The sequence below is a fragment of the Streptomyces sp. NPDC000345 genome, assembly GCF_042898825.1.
Classification (GTDB): domain Bacteria; phylum Actinomycetota; class Actinomycetes; order Streptomycetales; family Streptomycetaceae; genus Streptomyces.
Map to the genome: position 1 here is coordinate 60,037 of NZ_JBIAZE010000020.1, position 23,098 is coordinate 83,134.

The following is a 23,098-nucleotide window of genomic DNA, read 5'->3' on the forward strand; positions in this document are numbered from 1 at the left end:
GAAACGGTGTCCCCCTCTTCATGAGGACACATCCATGTACAAGCTTTTCTTCCGTCTGGTCTTCCAGCGGATGGACCCCGAGCAGGCGCACCACCTCGCCTTCCGCTGGATCCGCCTCGCCGCCCGCGTGCCCGTGCTGCGCACCTTCGTCGCGGCCGCGCTCGCCCCCCGCCACAAGGAACTGCGCACCGAGGCCTTCGGGCTGCGCATGCACGGTCCCTTCGGGCTCGCCGCCGGCTTCGACAAGAACGCGATCGCGATCGACGGGATGTCGATGCTGGGCTTCGACCACGTCGAGATCGGCACGGTCACCGGTGAGCCGCAGCCCGGCAACCCCAGGAAGCGGCTGTTCCGGCTCGTGAAGGACCGCGCGCTCATCAACCGCATGGGCTTCAACAACGAGGGCTCGCTGGCCGTCGCCGCCCGCCTGGCCTCCCGTACGCCCGTCTTCAAGACCGTGGTGGGCGTCAACATCGGCAAGACCAAGGTCGTACCGGAGGAGGAGGCGGCCGCGGACTACGTGAAGTCGACCGAGCGGCTCGCGCCGTACGCCGACTACCTGGTCGTGAACGTGTCGTCGCCGAACACCCCGGGGCTGCGCAACCTGCAGGCGACCGAGTCGCTGCGGCCGCTGCTGACCGCCGTGCGCGAGGCCGCGGACCGGACGGTCGCGAACCGCCGTGTCCCGCTGCTGGTGAAGATCGCCCCGGACCTCGCCGACGAGGACGTGGACGCGGTCGCCGACCTCGCGGTGGAGCTCGGCCTGGACGGGATCATCGCCACGAACACCACCATCGCGCGCGACGGCCTCGGTCTGGCGTCCGATCCCTCGCTGGTCGCGGAGACCGGCGGTCTGTCCGGAGCGCCCCTCAAGGCGCGCTCCCTGGAGGTGCTGCGCCGGCTCTACGCGCGCGTGGGCGACCGGATCACCCTCGTGGGCGTGGGCGGCATCGAGAACGCCGAGGACGCCTGGCAGCGCATCCTGGCCGGTGCCACGCTGGTGCAGGGCTACAGCGCCTTCGTCTACGAGGGCCCCTTCTGGGGCCGCGCCATCCACAAGGGGCTCGCCGCCCGGCTGCGCACGAGCCCGTACGCCACCCTCGCCGACGCGGTCGGCGCCGACGTGAGGAAGACGGTATGACCGAGGCCTTCGGCGCCCGACTGCGCCGCGCGATGGACGAGCGCGGCCCCCTGTGCGTCGGCATCGACCCGCACGCCTCCCTGCTCGCCGAGTGGGGGCTGAACGACGACGTGGCGGGCCTGGAGCGGTTCAGCCGCACGGTCGTCGAGGCGGTGGCCGACCGGGTCGCCGTACTGAAGCCGCAGAGCGCGTTCTTCGAGCGGTTCGGCTCGCGCGGGGTCGCCGTCCTGGAGAGGTCGGTCCAGGAGGCGCGGGCCGCGGGCGCCCTGGTGGTCATGGACGCCAAGCGCGGCGACATCGGTTCGACCATGGCCGCGTACGCGGAGTCCTTCCTGCACAAGGACGCGCCGCTGTTCTCGGACGCGCTGACGGTCTCGCCGTACCTCGGCTACGGCTCGCTCAGCCCCGCCGTCGCGCTCGCCCGGGAGAACCGCGCCGGTCTGTTCGTGCTGGCGCTGACCTCCAACCCCGAGGGCGGCGAGGTGCAGCACGCGGTGCGCGCGGACGGCCGTGACGTCGGCGCGACCATGCTGGCCCACCTGGCCCTGGAGAACGCGGGGGAGGAGCCGCTGGGCTCCTTCGGGGCGGTCGTCGGGGCCACGCTCGGTGATCTGTCGTCGTACGACCTCGACATCAACGGCCCCCTCCTCGCCCCCGGCGTCGGTGCCCAGGGCGCGACTGCGGCGGACCTGCCCCGGGTGTTCGGGTCGGCGGTGCGCAATGTCGTGCCGAACGTCAGCCGGGGTGTGTTGCGCCACGGTCCCGACGTGGTCGCGCTGCGTGACGCCGCGGACCGCTTCGCGGAGGAGATCCGGTCGGCGGTGGGGTCTGCCTGATGGGCGGCCCGGGCACTTTTCAAACCTCCGACGAGAGCCTCCTTGGCGATTTGAGGCTGGATACATTCTCAAATCCGGGGCACTATGTCTGAAATATCCCGTCCTGACGGAGGCTGACCAGGACTTTTCCTCTGTTCTCGCTGACTCAGACGGAGTTGGCCGCTAGTCTCCGAGCAGTGGGGGTACCTCCCACACTCTTCAAGCAGTGGGGGAGAAACGGGCAGAGCGTGTTGCTCGTGGCTCCCCAGGTGTGGGGCGACTAGGTTCCTCACCGGTCCGTATCCGACAGTTCGACATCCGAGGTGACGTAGGCGTGGCTCTTCCGCCCCTTACCCCCGAACAGCGCGCAGCCGCGCTCGAAAAGGCCGCCGCGGCTCGCCGGGAGCGGGCCGAGGTCAAGAATCGACTCAAGCACTCCGGCGCCTCCCTGCACGAGGTCATCAAGCAGGGCCAGGAGAACGACGTCATCGGCAAGATGAAGGTCTCCGCCCTGCTCGAGTCCCTTCCGGGCGTGGGCAAGGTCCGCGCCAAGCAGATCATGGAGCGACTCGGCATCTCCGAGAGCCGCCGCGTACGCGGTCTCGGGTCCAACCAGATCGCCTCCCTGGAGCGTGAGTTCGGCAGCACCGGCTCCTGATCCCGGGTACTGCCGGGAAGGGAGTCCCGGGCACTCCGGGATTGCTGGAATAATCGCTGCATGGCTGTAACACTCCGGGGGACGACCCCCGAACCCCCGGACGCACGTCCGCGGCTGACCGTGCTCTCCGGCCCCTCCGGGGTCGGCAAGAGCACGGTCGTCGCCCATATGCGCAAGGAACACCCCGAGGTCTGGCTCTCGGTGTCGGCGACGACCCGCAAGCCCCGCCCCGGCGAGCAGCACGGCGTCCACTACTTCTTCGTCACCGACGACGAGATGGACAAGCTGATCGCCAACGGTGAGCTGCTGGAGTGGGCCGAGTTCGCCGGCAACCGCTACGGCACCCCGCGCGGGGCCGTGATGGAGCGCCTGGAGTCCGGTGAGCCCGTTCTCCTGGAGATCGACCTCCAGGGTGCCCGGCAGGTCCGAGAGTCCATGTCGGACGCCCAGCTGGTGTTCCTGGCTCCCCCGTCCTGGGAGGAGCTGGTGCGCAGACTCACCGGGCGGGGCACCGAGCCGCCCGAGGTCATCGAGCGCCGGCTGGACGCCGCGAAGACCGAACTCGCGGCCGAGCCGGAGTTCGACGTGACCCTGGTCAACACCTCCGTCGAGGATGTGGCGCGTGAGCTGCTAGCCTTGATGGATGTTGTGTGATCGCGGTCCATGTGATCAGAACCGTGTGATCACGGCCATTCTTTTCCCATCCATCGGAAGGTAGAGCGTGTCCTCTTCCATCTCCGCGCCCGAGGGCATCATCAACCCGCCGATCGACGAGCTCCTCGAGGCCACCGACTCGAAGTACAGCCTCGTGATCTACGCGGCCAAGCGGGCCCGCCAGATCAACGCGTACTACTCGCAGCTCGGCGAGGGCCTCCTCGAGTACGTCGGTCCGCTCGTCGACACCCACGTCCACGAGAAGCCGCTCTCGATCGCCCTTCGCGAGATCAACGCGGGTCTGCTGACGTCCGAGGCCGTCGAGGGCCCGGCGCAGTAAGTACTACTTTCAGCTTGCAGCTGACTTTTCCACAGGCCCGGCAGTGCTCCTGCCGGGCCTGTGGTGTGTGATGGAGACGTGCGCCGGAGCCACGGCGCGCTTCCGAGGTCCGGGGAGAGACGGTGGACAAGCCCAAGGTCGTTCTGGGGGTCAGCGGTGGCATCGCCGCCTACAAGGCCTGTGAGCTGCTGAGAAGGCTCACGGAGTCCGGCCATGACGTACGGGTCGTTCCCACCGCCTCCGCCCTGCACTTCGTCGGCGCCGCCACTTGGTCCGCCCTCTCCGGCCACCCCGTCTCCACGGAGGTCTGGGACGACGTCCACGAGGTCCCGCATGTCCGCATCGGCCAGCACGCCGACCTGGTGGTCGTCGCCCCCGCCACCGCCGACATGCTCGCCAAGGCGGCGCACGGCCTCGCCGACGACCTCCTCACCAACACCCTGCTCACGGCCCGCTGCCCGGTCGTCTTCGCCCCCGCGATGCACACCGAGATGTGGGAGCACCCGGCCACCCAGGAGAACGTGGCGACGCTGCGCCGCCGCGGCGCCGTCGTGATCGAGCCGGCCGTCGGCCGCCTCACCGGTGTCGACACCGGCAAGGGGCGGCTGCCCGACCCCGCCGAGATCTTCGAGATCTGCCGCCGCGTCCTGGCCAGGGGCGTGCGCGAGCCCGACCTCACCGGCCGGCACGTCGTGGTCAGCGCCGGCGGGACCCGCGAGCCCCTCGACCCGGTCCGCTTCCTCGGCAACCGCTCCTCCGGCAAGCAGGGCTACGCCCTCGCCCGCACCGCCGCCGCCCGGGGCGCCCGCGTCACGCTGATCGCGGCCAACACCGGGCTGCCCGACCCGGCCGGCGTCGACGTCGTTCAGGTCGGGACGGCCGTACAGCTGCGCGAGGCCGTGCTGAAGGCGGCGGCCGACGCCGACGCGGTCGTGATGGCGGCCGCCGTGGCCGACTTCCGGCCGGAGACCTACGCCGCCGGGAAGATCAAGAAGAAGGACGGACAGGAACCCGACCCGATCGTCCTCGTACGGAATCCGGACATCCTCGCGGAGATATCCGCCGACCGCGCCCGCCCCGGACAGGTGGTCGTCGGCTTCGCCGCCGAGACCGACGACGTCCTCGCCAACGGCCGGACGAAGCTGCGCCGCAAGGGCTGCGACCTGCTGGTGGTGAACGAGGTGGGGGAGCGCAGGACCTTCGGCTCCGAGGAGAACGAGGCGGTCGTCCTGGGCGCCGACGGCAGCGAGACCCCCGTGCCGCACGGCCCCAAGGAAGCCCTGGCCGAAACCGTGTGGGACCTGGTGGCGCCGCGCCTGAGCTGACGGTTCGATGCGCCCCTGGTTCGCTCGAACGCCGCTCGATTCGGGCGTGGCGACCCTGGCCAAGGGTGCTCGGCATTCGGCAGAATGCCCGTGCCGCAGGTCACAGCGCTCCCGAGAGGCGAGACGCGTGGGCCGGTGGCCGGGCTCGACCGATAAACTGTTCCCGGACGACGCCGGGCGCAGCTCCCGTCGCGTCCGCCAATGATCAGCCAGCAGCCGCTGCAACCCCAGGGAGCGTTGTGTCCCGTCGCCTGTTCACTTCGGAGTCCGTGACCGAGGGTCACCCCGACAAGATCGCTGACCAGATCAGCGACACCATCCTCGATGCGCTGCTGCGCGAGGACCCGACGTCCCGCGTCGCCGTCGAGACCCTGATCACGACCGGTCTGGTGCACGTGGCCGGCGAGGTCACCACCAAGGCCTACGCGCCGATTCCCCAGCTCGTGCGGGACAAGATCCTCGAGATCGGCTACGACTCCTCGAAGAAGGGCTTCGACGGCGCCTCCTGCGGTGTCTCGGTGTCCATCGGCGCCCAGTCCCCGGACATCGCGCAGGGCGTCGACACCGCGTACGAGACCCGGGTCGAGGGCGACGAGGACGAGCTGGACCGGCAGGGCGCCGGCGACCAGGGCCTGATGTTCGGCTACGCCTCCGACGAGACGCCGACGCTGATGCCGCTGCCGATCTTCCTGGCGCACCGCCTCTCCAAGCGGCTGTCGGACGTCCGCAAGAACGGGACCATCCCCTACCTGCGTCCCGACGGCAAGACCCAGGTCACCATCGAGTACGACGGCGACAAGGCCGTCCGCCTCGACACGGTCGTCGTCTCCTCGCAGCACGCGTCCGACATCGACCTGGACTCCCTGCTGGCTCCCGACATCCGCGAGTTCGTCGTGGAGCCGGAGCTGAAGGCACTCCTGGACGACGGCATCAAGCTCGACACCGAGAACTACCGTCTGCTGGTCAACCCGACCGGCCGTTTCGAGATCGGCGGCCCGATGGGTGACGCCGGCCTCACCGGCCGCAAGATCATCATCGACACCTACGGCGGCTTCGCCCGGCACGGCGGCGGCGCCTTCTCCGGCAAGGACCCGTCCAAGGTCGACCGCTCGGCGGCGTACGCGATGCGCTGGGTCGCGAAGAACGTGGTCGCCGCCGGCCTGGCCGCGCGCTGCGAGGTCCAGGTCGCCTACGCCATCGGCAAGGCCGAGCCGGTCGGTCTGTTCGTCGAGACCTTCGGCACCCACAAGGTCGAGCCCGAGAAGATCGAGAAGGCCATCGACGAGGTCTTCGACCTGCGCCCGGCCGCGATCATCCGCGACCTCGACCTGCTGCGCCCGATCTACGCCCAGACCGCCGCGTACGGCCACTTCGGCCGTGAGCTGCCCGACTTCACCTGGGAGAGGACCGACCGCGTGGAGGAGCTGCGCAAGGCCGCCGGCCTGTAGTCCCCGTCCGTCTCTCCCCGGGGCCCGGCTCTCACCCGTGAGAGCCGGGCCCCTGGCGTGTGCGCGGGCCTCGCACGGCGGACGCGGTACTCCGAGCGGGCTGTTGTCAGCGCCGTCGGGTAAGAATGCAGGGGTGAGCAGCGAGTACGGGCAAGGGGGCGGGACCGGGGAGGGTGCGCCGCCGGAGCAGCTCGCGTTGATCCGGGAGAGTGTGCGCAAGGCCAAGGCGCCCCGGGCCAAGCCGCGGACGTGGCGGGGGGCCGAGCTGGCCGGGGAGCTGCCGGTCGCACGGGTCCTCGTCGACAAGGGCGTGCTGCATCTGGACCGGTATTTCGACTACGCCGTGCCCGCGGAGCTGGACGCCGACGCCCAGCCGGGAGTGCGGGTGCGGGTGCGGTTCGGGGCCGGCCGCGGCCGGGTGCGGGAGGGGCGGCGCGAGGGCGGAGGGCTCATCGACGGCTTCCTCGTCGAGCGGCTCGCCTCGTCCGACTACTCCGGGCCGCTCGCGGCCCTCGCCCAGGTGGTGTCGCCCGAGCCGGTGCTGAGCCCGGAGCTGCTGGGGCTCGCGCGGGCCGTCGCCGACCGGTACGCCGGGAGTCTGGCCGATGTGCTCCAACTGGCCGTGCCGCCGCGCAGCGCGCGGGCCGAACAGCGGCCCTCACCCCCGCCGATGCCCCCGCCGCCGGCACCGGTGCCGGGGTCCTGGGCGCGGTACGAGCGTGGGGGCGCGTTCCTGGAGTCGCTGGCGTCCGGGGGTGCGCCGCGCGCCGTGTGGAACGCGCTGCCGGGCCCCCTGTGGAGCGAGGAGCTCGCGCGGGCCGTCGCCGCGACGCTCGCCTCGGGACGGGGCGCGCTCGTCGTCGTACCGGACGGACGGGCCGCCGCTCGGGTGGACGCGGCGCTGACGGCTCTGCTGGGTGAGGGGCGGCATGCGCTGCTCACCGCCGACGCCGGGCCCGAGAAGCGGTACCGGGAGTGGCTGGCGGTGCGGCGCGGCTCCGTGCGGGCCGTCGTCGGCACACGGGCCGCGATGTTCGCCCCCGTACGGGATCTCGGGCTGGTCGCCCTCTGGGACGACGGGGACGACAGCCACAGCGAGCTGCACGCGCCGCAGCCCCATGCGCGCGAGGCGCTGCTGCTGCGCGCCGCCCAGGACGGGTGCGGGTTTCTGATGGGGGGCTGGAGCTGCACCGTGGAGGGCGCGCAACTCGTGGAGAGCGGGTGGGCGCGGCCGCTGATCGCCGCGCGCGAGCAGGTGCGGCAGGCCGCGCCGCTGGTGCGGACCGTGGGGGACCAGGACCTGGCACGGGACGAGGCCGCGCGCGCCGCCCGGCTGCCCACCCTCGCCTGGCAGGCCGCCCGGGAGGGGCTGCGGCACGGCCCGGTGCTCGTCCAGGTGCCGCGACGGGGTTACGTGCCCCGGATGGCGTGTGCGCAGTGCCGGGCCGCCGCTCGCTGCCGGCACTGCTCCGGGCCGTTGGAGGCGCGCGACGGCGGGGCGCTGGGGTGCGGCTGGTGCGGGCGTGAGGAGAGCGCCTGGCACTGTCCGGAGTGCGGGTCCTTCCGGCTGCGGGCCCAGATCGTGGGCGCGCGGCGGACCGCTGAGGAGCTGGGGCGGGCCTTTCCCGCCGTTCCGGTGCGCACGTCCGGGCGTGAGCATGTGCTGGACACGGTGCCCGGGGCGCCGGCGCTGGTCGTCAGCACGCCGGGGGCCGAACCGGTGGCCGAGGGCGGGTATGCGGCGGCGCTGCTGCTCGACGGCTGGGCCATGCTGGGGCGCCCCGATCTGCGGGCCGGTGAGGACGCGCTGCGCCGCTGGATCGCGGCAGCGGCGCTGGTGCGGCCGCAGGGGGACGGGGGGACCGTGGTCGTCGTCGCCGAGCCGACCTTGCGGCCGGTGCAGGCGCTGGTGCGGTGGGACCCCGTGGGGCATGCGCTGCGGGAACTCGCCGAGCGGGCCGAGCTGGGCTTTCCGCCGGTGTCGCGGATGGCGGCGGTGTCGGGGACCGCGGAGGCGGTGGCCGCGTTCCTGGGCGCCGTCGAGCTGCCGGGGGAGGCCGAGGTGCTGGGGCCGGTGCCGCTGCCGGTCGATCCGCCGGGGCGGCCCCGCCGGCCGGGGGCGCCGCCGCCCGGGGAGCACTGGGAACGGGCGCTGGTCCGGGTGCCGCCGGGCAGGGGGGCGGCGCTGGCCGCCGCGTTGAAGGCGGCGCAGGCGGCCCGGATGGCCCGGGGCGGGGAAGAGGCCGTGCGGGTGCGAATCGACCCGCCGGACATCGGCTGACGTACGCCGGGCGGGGCCGGTGGGGCTGTGTGTGCGGCGGGGTGGTGTGTGTGTTGGGGGGGCGGAGGTCGGCTGATGTACGTGGCCGGTGGGGTTGGGCGGACGTCGGCTGATGCGCGCCGCGCCGGTGGGGCTGTGTGTGCGGCGGGGTGGTGTGGGGGGCGGAGGGTCGGCTGATGTACGTGGCCGGTGGGGTTGGGCGGACGTCGGCTGATGCGCGCCGCGCCGGTGGGGCAGTGTGTGCGGCGGGGCGGTGTGGGGGGCCGGAGGTCGGCTGAGGCGCGGGGGGCCGGTGGGGTTGGGTGTGTGGCGGGGTGGTGTGGGGGGCGGAGGTCGGCTGATGCGCGCCGCGCCGGTGGGGCCGTGTGTCCGGCGGGGCGGTGTGGGGGGCCGGACGTCGGCTGAGGTGCGCGGGGCCGGTGGGGTTGGGTGTGTGGCGGGGTGGTGTGGGGGCGGACGCCGGCTGACGTGCGTCGGGCCCGTGACGCTCCGTGCGGGGCGGCGGGAGGCACGGGGGCGGACATGCGGCTGCCCTCTCGGGAGGGGCCGAGAGGGCAGGAGTGGGGGTGTCAGCCGTTGCGCGGGCCGGGGAAGGCCGTCGGCCTCGCCTCTTCGCGCAGGGCCGGGCTGCCCGCCGTCGGCTGGGTCGGCATGGAGCGGGCGGCGGGGACGGTGGGGACCGCCGGGACCGTCGGGATGCCCGTGTTCACGCCGACCGTGCGGGCGCCGGTCGCCTCCGGGGTCCGTTCCGCCTCCGCGGGCGCCTGGGCGGCGGCACGGCGGGCGCCGTAGCGGCGGTGGACCGCCTGCTTGGTGACGCCGAGCGCGGAGCCCACCGCGTCCCACGAGAAGCCGAGGGAACGGTCGAAGTCCACCGCCGCGGTGACCAGGGTCTCGACACTGTCCCGGAGTTCCTGGGCGAGGCGGACCGTCGGGGCGGGGGCGCGTCCGTAGACGACGAAGCCCGTGGAGGGGCCGGAGCGGCGCGGACGGTAGACGTTGCCCAGCTGGGCGGTGAGGGTGCGCAGCGCGTCCACCTGCCGGCGGACCCGCTCGATGTCCCGCACCAGCAAGTGCAGGCTGGCCCGGGCCTGGGCGTCGTGGGTTGCATGGTCGGCCATGAACAAGCCTCTCGAACCGGCGTGAAGAAAGGGTCAACTTTTTCTTGACCAACGCGGGTGCGCTCCGCTGGTCACGGTGTGGGGGCGTGTGGGCATATGCGGGCGCCCCCCGGTGGACTGCGCGCGGCTCCGTCCTCCGGTGGTGGTCCGTGCCGTCGGCGGCCTCTCGTCCGTGGTCATAAACTTGTGCGTTGCCCGTCGTCCGTTCGTCCGAGAGGCCCGTCCCTTCATGAAGCTCGTCTTCGCCGGTACCCCCGAGGTCGCCGTACCCGCTCTGGACGCTCTGATCGCCTCCGGGCGGCATGAGGTGGCCGCCGTGGTGACGCGGCCCGACGCGCCGGCCGGGCGAGGGCGCCGGCTGGTCGCCTCTCCCGTCGCGCAGCGGGCCGAGGAGTCGGGCATCGAGGTGCTGAAGCCCGGACGGCCCCGGGAACCCGAGTTCCTGGAGCGGCTCAAGGAGATCGCGCCGGACTGCTGTCCCGTCGTCGCCTACGGCGCCCTGCTGCCCAAGGCGGCCCTCGACATTCCCGCCCACGGCTGGGTCAACCTGCACTTCTCGCTGCTGCCCGCGTGGCGCGGCGCCGCGCCCGTCCAGCACGCCCTCATGGCGGGGGACGAGATCACCGGGGCCTCCACCTTCCTGATCGAGGAGGGCCTCGACTCCGGCCCGGTCTACGGCACCGTCACCGAGGAGATCCGTCCCACCGACACCAGCGGTGACCTGCTCACCCGCCTCGCCTTCGCCGGCGCCGGGCTGCTCGCCGCGACCATGGACGGGATCGAGGACGGCACCCTGAAGGCCGTACCGCAGCCCGCCGAGGGCATCACCCTCGCTCCCAAGATCACCGTCGAGGACGCCCTGGTCGACTGGACCGCCCCGGCACTGCGCGTCGACCGCGTCGTGCGCGGCTGCACCCCGGCCCCCGGTGCCTGGACGACCTTCCGGGGCGAGCGGCTCAAGCTCATCCAGGTGCAGCCCGTGCCGGGGCGTGACGACCTCGCGCCGGGCGCGCTGGCCGTGGGCAAGAACAGCGTGCACGCCGGCACCGGGTCGTACGCCGTCGAGTTGCTGTGGGTGCAGGCGCAGGGCAAGAAGCCGATGCGGGCCGCCGACTGGGCGCGCGGTGTGCGCATCGGCGACGGTGAGCGGGTCGGGGCGTAACGCTCCTGCACCGGCCCCGCGCCCACGCCGTACGCTGGACGCGTCTTCCCTCCCGCAATCCGGAGCACCTTTTCGTGAGCGAGCAGTCCCGCCGTCCCCGCAAGCCCGCCAAGCCCTACCGCCGGCCCCAGAAGGACCCCGTCCGCATCCTCGCCTACGAGGCGCTGCGCGCCGTGGACGAGCGGGACGCGTACGCCAACCTGGTGCTGCCCCCGCTGCTGCGCAAGGCACGGGAGAAGGAGGGACCCGACACGTTCGACGGGCGGGACGCCGCGCTGGCCACCGAGCTGGTGTACGGGACGCTGCGGCGGCAGGGGACGTACGACGCCGTGATCTCCGCCTGTGTGGACCGCCCCCTCCGGGAAGTCGATCCGCCGGTGCTCGACGTGCTCAGCCTCGGTGTGCACCAGCTGCTCGGGACGCGGATCCCCACCCACGCCGCCGTCTCCGCCTCGGTCGAGCTGGCGCGGGTCGTGCTCGGGGACGGGCGGGCCAAGTTCGTCAACGCCGTGCTGCGGAAGGTCGCCCAGCACGATCTCGACGGCTGGCTGGAGCAGGTCGCGCCGCCGTACGACGACGATCCCGAGGACCACCTCGCCGTGGTGCACTCGCACCCGCGCTGGGTCGTCTCCGCGCTGTGGGACTCGCTCGGCGGCGGGCGCGCCGGGATCGAGGACCTGCTCGAAGCCGACAACGAGCGGCCCGAGGTGACCCTCGTCGCCCGGCCCGGCCGGGCCACCACCGAGGAACTGCTCCGGGAGGAGGCCGCGGTGCCCGGGCGCTGGTCGCCCTACGCCGTACGGCTCACCGAGGGCGGGGAGCCCGGCGCCGTCGACGCCGTGCGGGAGGGACGGGCCGGGGTGCAGGACGAGGGGAGCCAGCTCGTCGCGCTCGCCCTCGCCGCCGCGCCGCTGGACGGACCGGACGAGAAGTGGCTCGACGGGTGCGCCGGCCCCGGCGGCAAGGCCGCGCTGCTCGCCGCCCTCGCCGCCGAGCGCGGGGCCACCCTCCTCGCCTCGGAGAAGCAGCCGCACCGCGCGGGGCTGGTGGCGAAGGCCCTGCACGGCAACCCGGGGCCCTACCAGGTCATCGCCGCCGACGGGACGCGGCCGCCGTGGCGGCCCGGCTCCTTCGACCGTGTGCTGATGGACGTGCCCTGCACCGGGCTCGGTGCGCTGCGGCGTCGGCCCGAGGCGCGGTGGCGGCGCCGCCCGGAGGACCTCGACGGGTTCGCGCCCCTGCAGCGCGGGCTGCTGCGCACAGCCCTGGAGTCCGTGCGGGTCGGGGGCGTCGTCGGTTACGCCACCTGCTCACCGCATCTCGCGGAGACCCGGGCGGTCGTCGCCGACGTGCTCAAGCAGTTCCCGCAGGCCGAGCTGTTCGACGCACGGCCCCTGCTGCCGGGGATGCCGGCGCTCGGCGACGGTCCCGACGTCCAGCTGTGGCCGCATCTGCACGGCACCGACGCCATGTACCTGGCGCTCATCCGCCGGACCGGGTGACCGGCTCCGGTGCGTTCGGAGCCGGCGCCCGCCCGTCCTCCCGGGCCAGCCGGTGCGGCCACCACACCCTCGGACCGACGTCCAGGAACAGTGCCGGGACCAGCACCGACCGGACGACGAAGGTGTCCAGGAGGACGCCCAGCGCGACCGCGAAGCCGATCTCGGCGAAGGCGACCATGGGGAGCGTGGCGAGGGCGGCGAAGGTGCCCGCCAGCACCAGGCCGGCCGAGGTGATGACCGAGCCCGTCGTGGCGAGTCCGGTCACCACGCCCTTCCGGGTGCCCTGGCGGGCCGCCTCCTCGCGGATACGGGTGGTCAGGAAGATGTTGTAGTCGATGCCCAGGGCCACCAGGAACACGAAGACGAACAGGGGGAAGTCCGTCGACTCGCCCGCGTAGTCGAACAGGTGGCGGAAGGCCAGCGCGCTGATGCCCAGGGCCGACGCGAAGGACAGGATCACCGTCCCGACCAGCAGCAGCGGGGCGACGACGGCGCGCAGCAGGGCGCCCAGGATCAGCAGGACGACGGCCAGGACGAGCGGGATGATCAGCAGGTTGTCGTGCGTGGTCGCCCTCTCCATGTCCAGCAGGGCCGCTGTGCCGCCGCCGACCTTGGCGTCGGCGTCGGGCACCGCGTGCACGGCGTCCCGGACCCGCTCCACGGTCTGTTTGGCGGCCTCGCTGTCCGCCGGGGCGGCCATGGTGGCCTCGAACAGCACCTTGCCGTCGTAGAAGGGTTTCGTGCCCTCGGGGAGGCCGAGCGAGGTCGGCACGACGCCCTCGGCGGCGGCCACCGCCTGGCCCACCTGGCGGGCCTGGGCCTGGTCGGAGACGATGACCAGCGGGTCGCCGCTGCCCGCCGGGAAGTACTCCTCGGACACCTGCTGGCCGGTGATCGAGTCGGGTTTGCCGGTGAAGGCATCCGCGTTGCTGATGCCCTCGGCGCGCAGCTGGATCAGGCCCAGGGAGCAGACGGCCAGGGCGAGCGCGGTCACCGCCCAGATCATGCGCGGGCGGCGGGCGATGCCGCGGCCCGTGCGGGCCCAGACGCCGCGCTCCGTCGGATCGGACGAGCCGAAGCGCGGGATCACCGGCCAGAAGATCCAGCGGCCGCAGATCACCAGGAGGGCGGGGAAGAGGGTCATCATCGCGAGCAGGGCCACCGCCACGCCGATGGCGGCCACCGGACCCAGACCGGCCGTGGAGTTCATCTCGGCGGCCATCAGCACGAGCATGCTCAGGACCACCGTGGCGCCCGAGGCCAGCACCGCCGGGCCCGCCCGGTGCAGGGCCAGCGCCATCGCCTCGTGGCGGTCCTCGTGACGGCGCAGCTCCTCCCGGTAGCGGGCCACGAGCAGCAGGGCGTAGTCGGTGCCCGCCCCGAACACCAGGACCGTGAGGATGCCCGCGCTCTGGCCGTTCACCGTCAGGCCCGCATGCTCGGCCAGGAAGTAGATCAGGGCCTGGGCCGTGAACAGGGCGGCGACCACGGAGAGCAAGGGGACCAGCAGCAGGGTGGGGCTGCGGTACGTGATCAGGAGCATGACGATGACGACGGCCATCGCCGACAGCAACAGCGTCGAGTCGATGCCCTCGAACGCCTCGGAGAAGTCGGCGGACGTGCCGCCCGGCCCGGTGATGTGCACGGCCAGACCGGCCCCGCCCTTGCCGGTGACGTCCCGGATCGAGTCGACGGCCGGGGCGATCCGGTCCCAGCCCTTCTCGTCCATGGTGATCGGCACGTAGATCTGCGCGGCGCGCGGGTCCGTTCGGCGCTCGTAGACCGGGCCGCGGGTCTCGGCGCCGCGGATGCCGTGGTCCGTGAGCTGCTTGAGCTGACGCGCGTCCGCGGTGATCTGCGCGCGGTCCTGGGCCGTCAGGCCGGCGTCACGGGCGTAGACGACGACCGCCGGGATCTGTTCCGGCCGGAAGTCCTTGGAGATCTCCAGGACCTGCGTGGACTCGGCCGAGCCCGGCAGCCAGGAGGCCGCGTCGTTGTCCTGGGCGTCGGTCAGCTTCGAGGCGAAGGGCGCCACCAGAAACAGCACGATGAGCCACAGGGCCAGCACCAGCCACTTGGCCCGCCGCCCGCAGACGAAATGCGCGATCCCTCGGTTCCCGTTCATACCCACCCCCGCGACAGCGCTCCACGGGCGCGGGGCTCCGACCCGCGCGGCCGCGCCGCGTGGGCGCGACCGGCCACCGACGGCCCGCACCGTGCGTACGACGGTATCCATCCGGGACCGGTGCGGCTAACCCCTGGAGGGCATGGCAGGCTTGGGTCATGGCCGTGCAGATCAACCCCAGCATTCTGTCCGCCGACTTCGCCCGCCTCGCGGACGAGGCGAAGTCGGTGGAAGGAGCCGACTGGCTCCATGTCGACGTCATGGACAACCATTTCGTCCCGAACCTCACGCTCGGTGTGCCGGTCGTAGAGTCCCTGGCCCGTGCGACGGAGACTCCGCTGGACTGCCATCTGATGATCGAGGCCCCCGATCGCTGGGCCCCGCAGTACGTCGAGGCGGGTGCCTCGTCCGTCACCTTCCACGTCGAGGCGGCCGCCGCGCCGGTGCGACTCGCCCGCGAGATCCGCGCCAAGGGCGCCCGAGCCTCCATGGCGCTCAAGCCCGCGACGCCCATCGAGCCGTACGAGGACCTGCTGCCCGAACTCGACATGCTGCTGATCATGACGGTCGAGCCGGGCTTCGGGGGTCAGGCGTTCCTCGACATCATGCTCCCGAAGATCCGCCGCACCCGCGAGTTGATCAGCAAGCACGGCCTCCAGTTGTGGCTCCAGGTGGACGGCGGCGTCTCGGCCTCGACGATCGAGCGGTGCGCGGAGGCCGGCGCGGACGTGTTCGTCGCCGGTTCCGCCGTCTACGGCGCCGAGAACCCCGCCGAGGCGGTCCGCGCCCTGCGCGCCCAGGCGGAGGCGACGACCGCGCAGGCGAGCTGGGCCTGCGCCCACTGAAGCGCCCGCCTTCTGAACAGGGGGCGGAAGGCATACGTAGCCCACTGAATACGCGGCCCACGCGGCCACGGGGCCACAGGTACGTGAACGGCTCTCATCAGGGCTGATCAAGTGCGCCGGATCTGCAAGGATGAACGGCGTATCCAGAGTGTGAACAGCAGTGAGGAGATCGCCGTGTCGGGTATGTCGGCGGGCCGGTCAGCCATGCGGATGGGACCCGCAGAGCTGGTGCAGGCGGCGGCCATGGCCCGCCGCTTCTACCTCGAGGGCAAGTCCAAGATCCAGATCGCGGAGGAGTTCGGCGTCAGCCGCTTCAAGGTGGCCCGGGTCCTGGAGACCGCTCTCGAACGGGATCTCGTACGGATCGAGATCCGCGTGCCGGCCGAGCTGGACGCGGAGCGCTCCGACGCGCTCCGCGCCCGGTACGGCCTCAGGCACGCCGTGGTGGTCGAGTCCCCGGCCGAGGCCGAGGACTCGCCCGACCCCGAGAACCTGGGAGAAGTGGCCGCCGACCTGCTCGGCGAGCTCGTGAACGAAGGAGATGTCCTCGGCCTGGCCTGGGGCCGCTCCACCATCCACATGGCGGCGGCGCTGGACCGGCTGCCGCCGTGCACGGTGGTGCAGCTGACCGGCGTGTACGACGCCGGCACCGCCGAACGCGGCTCGGTCGAGGCCGTCCGACGCGCCGCCCAGGTCTCCGGCGGCGACGCGCACCCCATCTACGCGCCGATGCTGCTGCCGGACGCGGCCACCGCGGCCGCGCTGCGCCACCAGACCGGGATCGCCCGGGCCTTCGAGTACTTCGACAAGGTCACGGTCGCCTGTGTCTCCATCGGCTCCTGGGAGCCCGGCATCTCGACGGTGCACGACATGCTCAGCGACGAGGAGCGGGCCCACTACGCCTCGCTCGGCGTCGCCGCCGAGATGTCCGCGCACCTCTTCGACACCGAGGGCCGCCGGGTCGGACGCGACCTGGGCGAGCGGTGCATCACGGTCAAGGCCGACCAGCTCCGCCGTATCCCGGAGGTCGTCGCGATCGCGGGCGGGCAGCGCAAGGCCGCCGCGATCGACGCGGTGCTGCGGTCCGGGCTCGTCACCAGCCTGGTGACGGACACCTCCGCGGCCGACTACCTGATGACGGCCGGCCCGACACCGAAGCCGGCCCTCAACCGGGCGGACCCGGACGGGATCTGAGGGAAGACCAGAAGGGGGCGGTCGGCACGGCCGCCCCCTCACGCCGTAACCACGACTCGCTCAGGACGGTGCCTGGATGACCGAGCATGTGCTCACGCTGGACCTCGACGGGGTCATGGACAAGGCGGCGCTGATGGACCGCTGTGTCCGGGACCTGGAGCTGCCCGACTGGTTCGGCCGCAACTGGGACGCCCTCGCGGACAGCCTCACCGACCTGCCGGACGGACCCGAGTCGGGGCCGGTGCTGGTCGTCGTGCGGAACTGGCAGCCGTACGCGAAGGTGCGGCCGGAGGAGTGGGAGATCGCCCAGGAGGTCTTCTCGTCGGCCGCGAACCACGTGCCGGCGCTCTCCGTCGTGCTCGCTCTCGGAGGATCCTCCTAACAGCCCTGTGAGCTGCTTGGATGTTCTGTCCGGCCACTGCGTCGCGGTCGTCATGGGAGAATGAAGTACGTGCTCTTCCCCCTGGCTGACCTGTCAGGGGGTCACCTCTGATCGACTGGGATGTGCAGCACGTGCGTTTCCTCAACGACATCCAGCCCGCCTACGACCTGACCTACGACGACGTCTTCATGGTGCCGAGCCGCAGCGCGGTCGGGTCGCGTCAGGGGGTGGACCTCTCCTCCCCGGACGGCACGGGCACCACGATCCCGCTGGTCGTCGCGAACATGACGGCCGTCGCCGGCCGCCGGATGGCCGAGACCGTGGCCCGGCGCGGCGGACTCGTCGTGATCCCGCAGGACATCCCGATCGATGTCGTCACCGACGTCGTCGGCTGGGTCAAGAGCCGTGACCTGGTCCTGGACACCCCGATCGTGCTCGCCCCGCACCAGACGGTCGCCGACGCCCTCTCGCTGCTGCCCAAGCGCGCGCACAACGCGGGCGTCGTCGTCGACGAGGACTTCCGGCCGGTCGGCGTCGTCACCGACCGGGACCTCAGCGGCGTCGACCGCTTCACGCAGCTCGAGGTCGTCATGTCCCGCGACCTGCTGCTCCTCGACGCCGACATCGACCCGCGCGAGGCCTTCAACACCCTCGACGCGGCCAACCGCCGGTACGCCCCGGCCGTCCACAAGGACGGCAAGCTCGCCGGCATCCTGACCCGCAAGGGCGCCCTGCGCGCCACGCTGTACACACCGGCCACCGACGCGGGGGGCAAGCTGCGCATCGCCGCCGCCGTCGGCATCAACGGCGACGTGGCGGGCAAGGCCAAGCAGCTGCTGGACGCGGGCGTCGACACGCTCGTCATCGACACGGCGCACGGCCACCAGGAGTCGATGATCAACGCCATCCGGACCGTGCGGGCACTGGACCCGAGGGTGCCGATCGCCGCCGGCAACATCGTCGCCGCCGAGGGCGTCAAGGACCTCGTCGAGGCGGGCGCCGACATCATCAAGGTGGGCGTCGGCCCCGGCGCCATGTGCACCACCCGCATGATGACAGGCGTCGGCCGCCCGCAGTTCTCGGCGGTCCTGGAGTGCGCCGCCGAGGCCAGGAAGTACGGCAAGCACGTCTGGGCCGACGGCGGTGTCCGGCACCCCCGTGACGTCGCCATGGCGCTGGCCGCGGGCGCGTCCAACGTGATGGTCGGCTCCTGGTTCGCGGGCACCTACGAGTCGCCGGGCGACCTCCAGCACGACGCGGACGGCCGCCCGTACAAGGAGTCCTTCGGCATGGCCTCCGCGCGCGCCGTGCGCAACCGCACGTCGGAGGAGTCGGCCTACGACCGCGCCCGCAAGGCGCTGTTCGAGGAGGGCATCTCCACCTCCCGGATGTTCCTGGACCCGGCCCGGCCGGGCGTCGAGGACCTGATCGACTCGATCATCGCGGGCGTCCGCTCCTCCTGCACCTACGCCGGCGCGGGCTCCCTCGAGGAGTTCGCCGAGAAGGCCGTCGTGGGCATCCAGAGCGCGGCCGGATACGCGGAGGGCAAGCCCTTGCACGCCAGCTGGTAGCCCGGCCGCCGGACCGGGCGCGGCCGTCCGTCCGCAGCGGGCCGGCGAGGGCCGGCCGCGCACTTCCCGCACCCTTTCGAGGGTGCGTTAAGGCGGCCTGCAACGAAAAGCGCGCCTTCGTGCCGTGAACGCAACGATCTTGCGTGGGTGCGCAAGGTTGCAACATTACGACCGCTACGACCCTGCTCATAGGGTCGTGCGCTGTACGTGGCGTGGCGGGGACCCCGCTCGGTGGGTTCCTGTCTGCGCAGGTGTGCCCGCCGGTCCCCCTCGCGTCGAGAGGCAGCGACGAAGGAGTCAGCGCGTGCTCGACCAAAGCGCACCCCCGAAAGACCGCACCCAGGCCGCCCCGCCGTCCCCGGGGCTCGGCGCGCGCCTCATGCGGCGCAAGCCCGTGGAACACCTGGTCGCCGAGGGCGGCCAGGGTGAGGGAGGGGCGCTGAGGCGTTCCCTCGGGCTGTGGCAGCTCACCATGATCAGCATCGGGGCGACGCTCGGTACGGGCATCTTCGTCGTCCTCGGCGAGGCCGTCCCCAAGGCCGGCCCCGCCGTCACCCTCTCCTTCGTGATCGCCGGTCTCACGGCGCTCTTCTCGGCCCTGTCCTACGCCGAGCTGGCCGGCACCATCCCGGTCGCCGGATCCTCGTACTCGTATGCGTACGCAACGATGGGTGAACTGATCGCCTGGGTCTGCGGCTGGTGTCTGGTCCTGGAGTACGGCGTCTCGGTCGCCGCCGTGGCCGTCGGCTGGGGCGAGTACCTGAACGAACTGCTCGACGGGACCCTCGGCGTCACCATCCCGGACGCGCTGTCGGCACCTCCCGGCGACGGGGGCGTCTTCAACCTCCCCGCCCTGATCGTCGTCATGCTCGCGATGGCCTTCCTGCTGGGCGGGGCCAGGGAGTCCGCGCGCGCCAACACCGTGATGGTGGCCGTGAAGATCGCCGCACTGGTGCTGTTCTGCGCCATCGGCGTCCAGGGCTTCCGCTCCGGCAACTACGAGAACTTCATGCCGCTGGGCATGGCGGGCGTCAGCGCGGCCGGCGCCACGCTGTTCTTCTCGTACATCGGCTTCGACGCCGCGTCCACGGCCGGCGAGGAGGCGAAGAACGCGCAGCGCGATCTGCCGCGGGCCATCATGCTCTCGCTCGTCATCGTCACCGCGCTGTACGTCCTCGTCGCGGCCGTGGCCGTCGGCGCCAAGCCCTGGCAGCGGTTCGGGGACTCCGAGGCCGCGCTGGCACAGATCATGCGCGAGGTGACCGGACAGACCTTCTGGGGAACCCTGCTCGCCTTCTGCGCGGTCATCGCCATCGCGAGCGTCGTCCTGACCGTGCTGTACGGCCAGACCCGCATCCTCTTCGCCATGTCCCGGGACGGGCTGGTTCCCAAGGTGTTCGCCAAGGTCCACCCGAAGACCGGTACGCCCCGCGCCAACACGCTGATCGTCTCCCTGTTCTGCGGTGTCCTCGCCGCGGCCATCCCCCTGGGCCAGCTCGCCGACGCCACCAGCATCGGCACGCTGTTCGCCTTCGCGCTGGTCAACGTGGCCGTCGTGGTGCTGCGCCGGACCCGCCCGGAGATGCCCCGCACCTTCCGGGTGCCGCTCTCCCCGGTCCTGCCGGCCCTGGGCTTCGGCTTCTGCGTGTGGATGATGGGCAGCCTCTCGGCCGTCACCTGGGTGGTCTTCGGAGTCTGGATGGCCGTCGGCCTCGTGTTCTACTTCGTGTACGGCCACCGCCGCTCCCGACTCGCCACCCCCGCACCAGCTGAGAAGTGATCAACCGACCGTGCTGAACGATCTCGACGAACGCATCGTGCACGCCCTCGCCGAGGACGCCCGCCGCTCCTACGCGGACATCGGGCACCTGGTCGGCCTGTCCGCGCCCGCCGTGAAGCGGCGCGTGGACCGGCTGCGGGCCACCGGAGCCATCACCGGATTCACCGTACGCGTGGACCCGGCGGCCCTCGGCTGGGAGACCGAGGGGTTCGTCGAGATCTACTGCCGGCGCAACACCTCCCCGGAGACCATCCAGCGGGGCCTGGAGCGCTACCAGGAGGTCGTGGCCGCCTCCACCGTCACCGGGGACGCCGACGCGGTCGCCCAGGTCTTCGCCGCGGACATGCGTCACTTCGAACGCGTCCTGGAACGGATCGCGGGCGAGCCCTTCGTGGAACGGACGAAGTCGGTGCTGGTGCTGTCCCCGCTGCTGAGGCGCTTCTCCTCGGGCTCGCCCACCTGACCCCGCCCCGCGCGGCGGCCGGCGCGGGGACCGGCTCCCGCCCGGGCACCGCGACGGCCGCCGGAAATCGCTGGGCAGCGGGGCAGGCGCTGTCTACCATCGGTGGCATGACCTGGCGACATTGATCCACGACCGGCCCCGGCACCCGTCGACTGACCGCCACGCTCTACGCGTACGCGTTCCTCGACGAGTTCGTGCTGCTCTACCCGGTGTACGCGCTGCTCTTCGCGGACACCGGACTGTCCGTCGGGCAGATCTCCTCGCTCTTCGTGCTGTGGTCCCTGACCGGTGTCCTGCTGGAGGTGCCCTCCGGCGCCTGGGCCGACGTCGTCTCCCGACGGGTACTGCTGTGGCTCGGCCCGCTGCTGGGTGCGGCGGGCTTCGCCCTGTGGGTGCTCGTCCCCTCGTACGGGTCCTTCGCGGCCGGTTTCGTCCTGTGGGGCGCGCGCGGCGCGCTGGGCTCCGGTGCGCTGGAGGCCCTGGTCTACGAGGAGCTGCAGCGGCTCGGCGCGCAGGACCGGTACGCCCGGGTGATGGGCCGCGCCCACGCCGTCGGGCAGGCCGCCGCGATGGCCGCCATGGGGCTGGCCGGCCCGGTCTTCGCCTGCGGCGGCCATCCGGCGGTCGGCGCGGCCAGCGTGCTGGCCTGTCTGCTCTGCGCCGCGACCGCGACGCGCTTCCCCGAGCACCGCGCCCCGGCCACCGGGAGCGAGGGCGACGGCACCGGCTGGGCCGCGACCCTGCGGGCCGGACTCGGCGAGGCCCGCCGGGACCGCTCGGTCCGCGGCGCCCTGCTGCTCGTGCCGGCCGTCGCCGCGGTCTGGGGCGCTCTCGACGAGTACACCTCCCTGCTGGCCCGGGACACCGGCGTCCCGGACGCGGCCGTCCCCTACCTGCTGATGCTGATCTGGGCCGGCGTCACGGCCGGCAGCCTGCTGGCCGGGCCCGCCGAGCGGCTGGGCCGGACCGGGCTCGCCGCGCTGCTCACGGCGTCCGCACTCGCCCTCGCGGTCGGCGCCCTGACCCGGACGCCCGCCGGCTTCGCTCTCGTCGCCCTCGCCTTCGGCGGCTTCCAGCTGGCCACCGTGCTGGCCGACGTCCGGCTCCAGCACCGCATCGAGGACGGCGGCCGGGCCACCCTCACCTCGGTCGCGAGCCTGGGCACCGAGGCGGTGACCATCGGCGTCTACGGCACGTACGCCCTCCTCGCCGCCACGGGCGGCCACGCCCTGGCCTTCGCGCTGTGCGCGGTGCCGTACCTGGTCACGGCGACGGCCGTGGCCCGGGGAGGGAAGCGGGCGTGAGACGGAAGGAAGCGCGGGCGGGGGCGGAAGGAAGCGGGGGTTGAGGGCGCGCAACGAATCGCCGCCGGACGCCCGAGGCACGCAACGATCCGCTCATCGGCGCGCAACGGCTCCTTCTTGTCCGGCCCGCGCGGCCGACCGTACCGTCTAGGAGACCCCGAACCCCCCTCGTACCGGTGAGGATCCCGCATGCGCACAGCCCTGCTCCAGAGCTCCGGCCGCCCCGGCTCGGTCGTCGAGAACCTCAAGGTCCTCGACGAGGCCGCGGGCCGCGCCGCCGCCGCGGGCGCCGGGCTGCTCGTCGCGCCGGAGATGTTCCTCACCGGGTACGCGATCGGCGACGACATCGCCCGCCTCGCCGAGCCCGCCGACGGCGACTCCGCGGACGCGGTCGCCGAGCTGGCCGCCCGGCACGGCGTGGCGCTCGTGTACGGCTACCCGGAGCGGTCCGGCGGGACGGTCTACAACTCCGCGCAACTGATCTCCGCCGACGGGAGCCGTCTCGCCAACTACCGCAAGACCCACCTGTTCGGCTGCTTCGAGCGCGACCACTTCACGCCGGGGGAGCAGCCGGTCGTCCAGGCCGGGCTGGGCGGCCTCACCGTCGGTCTCATGATCTGTTACGACGTCGAGTTCCCGGAGAACGTCCGGGCCCACGCCCTGGCCGGCACGGACCTCCTCGTCGTCCCGACCGCGCAGATGCACCCCTTCCAGTTCGTCGCCGAGTCGGTGATCCCGGTGCGCGCCTTCGAGAGCCAGATGTACGTCGCCTACGTCAACCGGGTCGGCCGGGAGGGCGAGTTCGAGTTCGTCGGGCTCTCCACGCTCGCCGGTCCCGACGGGGTCGCCCGCGCCCGGGCCGGACGCGGTGAGGAACTGGTCCTCGCCGACGCCGACCCGGTCCTGCTCGCCGCCTCCCGCGAGGCCAACCCGTACCTGAAGGACCGCCGCCCCGGCCTCTACGGGTCCCTGGTCTGAACCCCCGCC

General features: G+C 72.6%; 20 protein-coding genes. 18 read left to right on the forward strand and 2 right to left on the reverse strand.

The genetic code is table 11. The features are described from left to right. The first annotated feature begins 34 nt into the window (after positions 1–34). From ACFY30_RS34795 to ACFY30_RS34830, 8 genes are all read left to right on the forward strand, one after another. The gene (locus ACFY30_RS34795) at positions 35–1,141 is read left to right on the forward strand and encodes a quinone-dependent dihydroorotate dehydrogenase (RefSeq protein WP_390849133.1); all 1,107 of its coding nucleotides are present in this window, start codon (positions 35–37) and stop codon (positions 1,139–1,141) included. After that, a complete protein-coding gene (gene pyrF / locus ACFY30_RS34800; protein WP_390849134.1) occupies positions 1,138–1,977 on the forward strand; it encodes an orotidine-5'-phosphate decarboxylase in 840 nt (279 codons plus the stop codon). The genes ACFY30_RS34795 and pyrF overlap by 4 nt, the downstream gene beginning before the upstream one ends. A gap of 313 nt (positions 1,978–2,290) precedes the next feature. Further along, on the forward strand, positions 2,291–2,614 hold the full coding sequence (locus ACFY30_RS34805; RefSeq protein ID WP_003977346.1) for an integration host factor: 324 nt from the start codon (positions 2,291–2,293) through the stop codon (positions 2,612–2,614). A gap of 60 nt (positions 2,615–2,674) precedes the next feature. Continuing rightward, positions 2,675–3,268 carry a guanylate kinase gene (gmk, locus tag ACFY30_RS34810; protein ID WP_390662350.1) on the forward strand — a complete coding sequence of 198 codons (594 nt, stop codon included), beginning with the start codon at positions 2,675–2,677 and terminating at the stop codon, positions 3,266–3,268. A gap of 67 nt (positions 3,269–3,335) precedes the next feature. Further along, entirely contained in the window at positions 3,336–3,608 is a 273-nt protein-coding gene (gene rpoZ, locus ACFY30_RS34815) for a DNA-directed RNA polymerase subunit omega (RefSeq protein WP_003988945.1), read from the forward strand. A gap of 122 nt (positions 3,609–3,730) precedes the next feature. Further along, the gene (gene coaBC / locus ACFY30_RS34820; RefSeq protein WP_390662351.1) at positions 3,731–4,933 is read left to right on the forward strand and encodes a bifunctional phosphopantothenoylcysteine decarboxylase/phosphopantothenate--cysteine ligase CoaBC; all 1,203 of its coding nucleotides are present in this window, start codon (positions 3,731–3,733) and stop codon (positions 4,931–4,933) included. 239 nt (positions 4,934–5,172) lie between these two features. Continuing rightward, positions 5,173–6,381, forward strand: coding sequence for a methionine adenosyltransferase (metK, locus tag ACFY30_RS34825; RefSeq protein ID WP_390662352.1), 1,209 nt, complete (start codon positions 5,173–5,175; stop codon positions 6,379–6,381). A gap of 133 nt (positions 6,382–6,514) precedes the next feature. Beyond that, the gene (locus ACFY30_RS34830) at positions 6,515–8,662 is read left to right on the forward strand and encodes a primosomal protein N' (RefSeq protein WP_390849135.1); all 2,148 of its coding nucleotides are present in this window, start codon (positions 6,515–6,517) and stop codon (positions 8,660–8,662) included. Positions 8,663–9,231: 569 nt separating this feature from the next. Here ACFY30_RS34830 and ACFY30_RS34835 read toward each other — a convergent pair. Next, positions 9,232–9,783 carry a hypothetical protein gene (locus ACFY30_RS34835; protein WP_390662354.1) on the reverse strand — a complete coding sequence of 184 codons (552 nt, stop codon included), beginning with the start codon at positions 9,781–9,783 and terminating at the stop codon, positions 9,232–9,234. Positions 9,784–10,012: 229 nt separating this feature from the next. Between ACFY30_RS34835 and fmt the strand changes: the two genes are divergently transcribed. Together fmt and ACFY30_RS34845 are read left to right on the forward strand one after the other, a co-directional pair. Further along, the gene (gene fmt / locus ACFY30_RS34840) at positions 10,013–10,945 is read left to right on the forward strand and encodes a methionyl-tRNA formyltransferase (protein ID WP_390849136.1); all 933 of its coding nucleotides are present in this window, start codon (positions 10,013–10,015) and stop codon (positions 10,943–10,945) included. Between the two features lie 74 nt (positions 10,946–11,019). Further along, positions 11,020–12,447, forward strand: a complete 1,428-nt coding sequence (locus ACFY30_RS34845; RefSeq protein ID WP_390849137.1) for an RsmB/NOP family class I SAM-dependent RNA methyltransferase — start codon at positions 11,020–11,022, stop codon at positions 12,445–12,447. On the opposite strand, the gene ACFY30_RS34850 is transcribed toward ACFY30_RS34845, so the two are convergent. Then, positions 12,428–14,572, reverse strand: a complete 2,145-nt coding sequence (locus ACFY30_RS34850) for an MMPL family transporter (protein WP_390849138.1) — start codon at positions 14,570–14,572, stop codon at positions 12,428–12,430. The genes ACFY30_RS34845 and ACFY30_RS34850 overlap by 20 nt on opposite strands. A gap of 158 nt (positions 14,573–14,730) precedes the next feature. Between ACFY30_RS34850 and rpe the strand changes: the two genes are divergently transcribed. The 8 genes from rpe to ACFY30_RS34890 all read left to right on the forward strand — a co-directional run bounded on the left by rpe (position 14,731) and on the right by ACFY30_RS34890 (position 23,089). Next, the gene (gene rpe, locus ACFY30_RS34855) at positions 14,731–15,417 is read left to right on the forward strand and encodes a ribulose-phosphate 3-epimerase (protein WP_390849139.1); all 687 of its coding nucleotides are present in this window, start codon (positions 14,731–14,733) and stop codon (positions 15,415–15,417) included. A 150-nt stretch (positions 15,418–15,567) separates the two neighbouring features. After that, positions 15,568–16,611, forward strand: a complete 1,044-nt coding sequence (locus tag ACFY30_RS34860; protein WP_390849140.1) for a sugar-binding transcriptional regulator — start codon at positions 15,568–15,570, stop codon at positions 16,609–16,611. Between the two features lie 76 nt (positions 16,612–16,687). Beyond that, positions 16,688–16,993, forward strand: a complete 306-nt coding sequence (locus ACFY30_RS34865; RefSeq protein WP_390849141.1) for a barstar family protein — start codon at positions 16,688–16,690, stop codon at positions 16,991–16,993. A gap of 131 nt (positions 16,994–17,124) precedes the next feature. After that, complete coding sequence (locus ACFY30_RS34870) at positions 17,125–18,564, forward strand: GuaB1 family IMP dehydrogenase-related protein (protein WP_390849206.1); 1,440 nt, start codon at positions 17,125–17,127, stop codon at positions 18,562–18,564. A gap of 304 nt (positions 18,565–18,868) precedes the next feature. Then, positions 18,869–20,344, forward strand: coding sequence for an amino acid permease (locus ACFY30_RS34875; protein WP_390849142.1), 1,476 nt, complete (start codon positions 18,869–18,871; stop codon positions 20,342–20,344). A 10-nt stretch (positions 20,345–20,354) separates the two neighbouring features. Beyond that, entirely contained in the window at positions 20,355–20,807 is a 453-nt protein-coding gene (locus ACFY30_RS34880; protein WP_390662361.1) for an Lrp/AsnC family transcriptional regulator, read from the forward strand. Between the two features lie 194 nt (positions 20,808–21,001). After that, positions 21,002–22,111, forward strand: a complete 1,110-nt coding sequence (locus ACFY30_RS34885; RefSeq protein ID WP_390849143.1) for an MFS transporter — start codon at positions 21,002–21,004, stop codon at positions 22,109–22,111. A gap of 189 nt (positions 22,112–22,300) precedes the next feature. Next, positions 22,301–23,089 carry a carbon-nitrogen hydrolase family protein gene (locus ACFY30_RS34890; protein ID WP_390849144.1) on the forward strand — a complete coding sequence of 263 codons (789 nt, stop codon included), beginning with the start codon at positions 22,301–22,303 and terminating at the stop codon, positions 23,087–23,089. Positions 23,090–23,098 lie beyond the last annotated feature (9 nt).

What these genes read in the sequence shown, in the direction of transcription:
- ACFY30_RS34850 (WP_390849138.1), bottom strand. Translation starts at nt 14,572, where the DNA reads ATGAACGGGAACCGAGGGATCGCGCATTTCGTCTGCGGGCGGCGGGCC.
- ACFY30_RS34835 (WP_390662354.1), bottom strand. Translation starts at nt 9,783, where the DNA reads ATGGCCGACCATGCAACCCACGACGCCCAGGCCCGGGCCAGCCTGCAC.
- ACFY30_RS34890 (WP_390849144.1), top strand. Translation starts at nt 22,301, where the DNA reads ATGCGCACAGCCCTGCTCCAGAGCTCCGGCCGCCCCGGCTCGGTCGTC.
- ACFY30_RS34865 (WP_390849141.1), top strand. Translation starts at nt 16,688, where the DNA reads ATGACCGAGCATGTGCTCACGCTGGACCTCGACGGGGTCATGGACAAG.
- rpe (WP_390849139.1), top strand. Translation starts at nt 14,731, where the DNA reads ATGGCCGTGCAGATCAACCCCAGCATTCTGTCCGCCGACTTCGCCCGC.
- pyrF (WP_390849134.1), top strand. Translation starts at nt 1,138, where the DNA reads ATGACCGAGGCCTTCGGCGCCCGACTGCGCCGCGCGATGGACGAGCGC.
- ACFY30_RS34795 (WP_390849133.1), top strand. Translation starts at nt 35, where the DNA reads ATGTACAAGCTTTTCTTCCGTCTGGTCTTCCAGCGGATGGACCCCGAG.
- gmk (WP_390662350.1), top strand. Translation starts at nt 2,675, where the DNA reads ATGGCTGTAACACTCCGGGGGACGACCCCCGAACCCCCGGACGCACGT.
- fmt (WP_390849136.1), top strand. Translation starts at nt 10,013, where the DNA reads ATGAAGCTCGTCTTCGCCGGTACCCCCGAGGTCGCCGTACCCGCTCTG.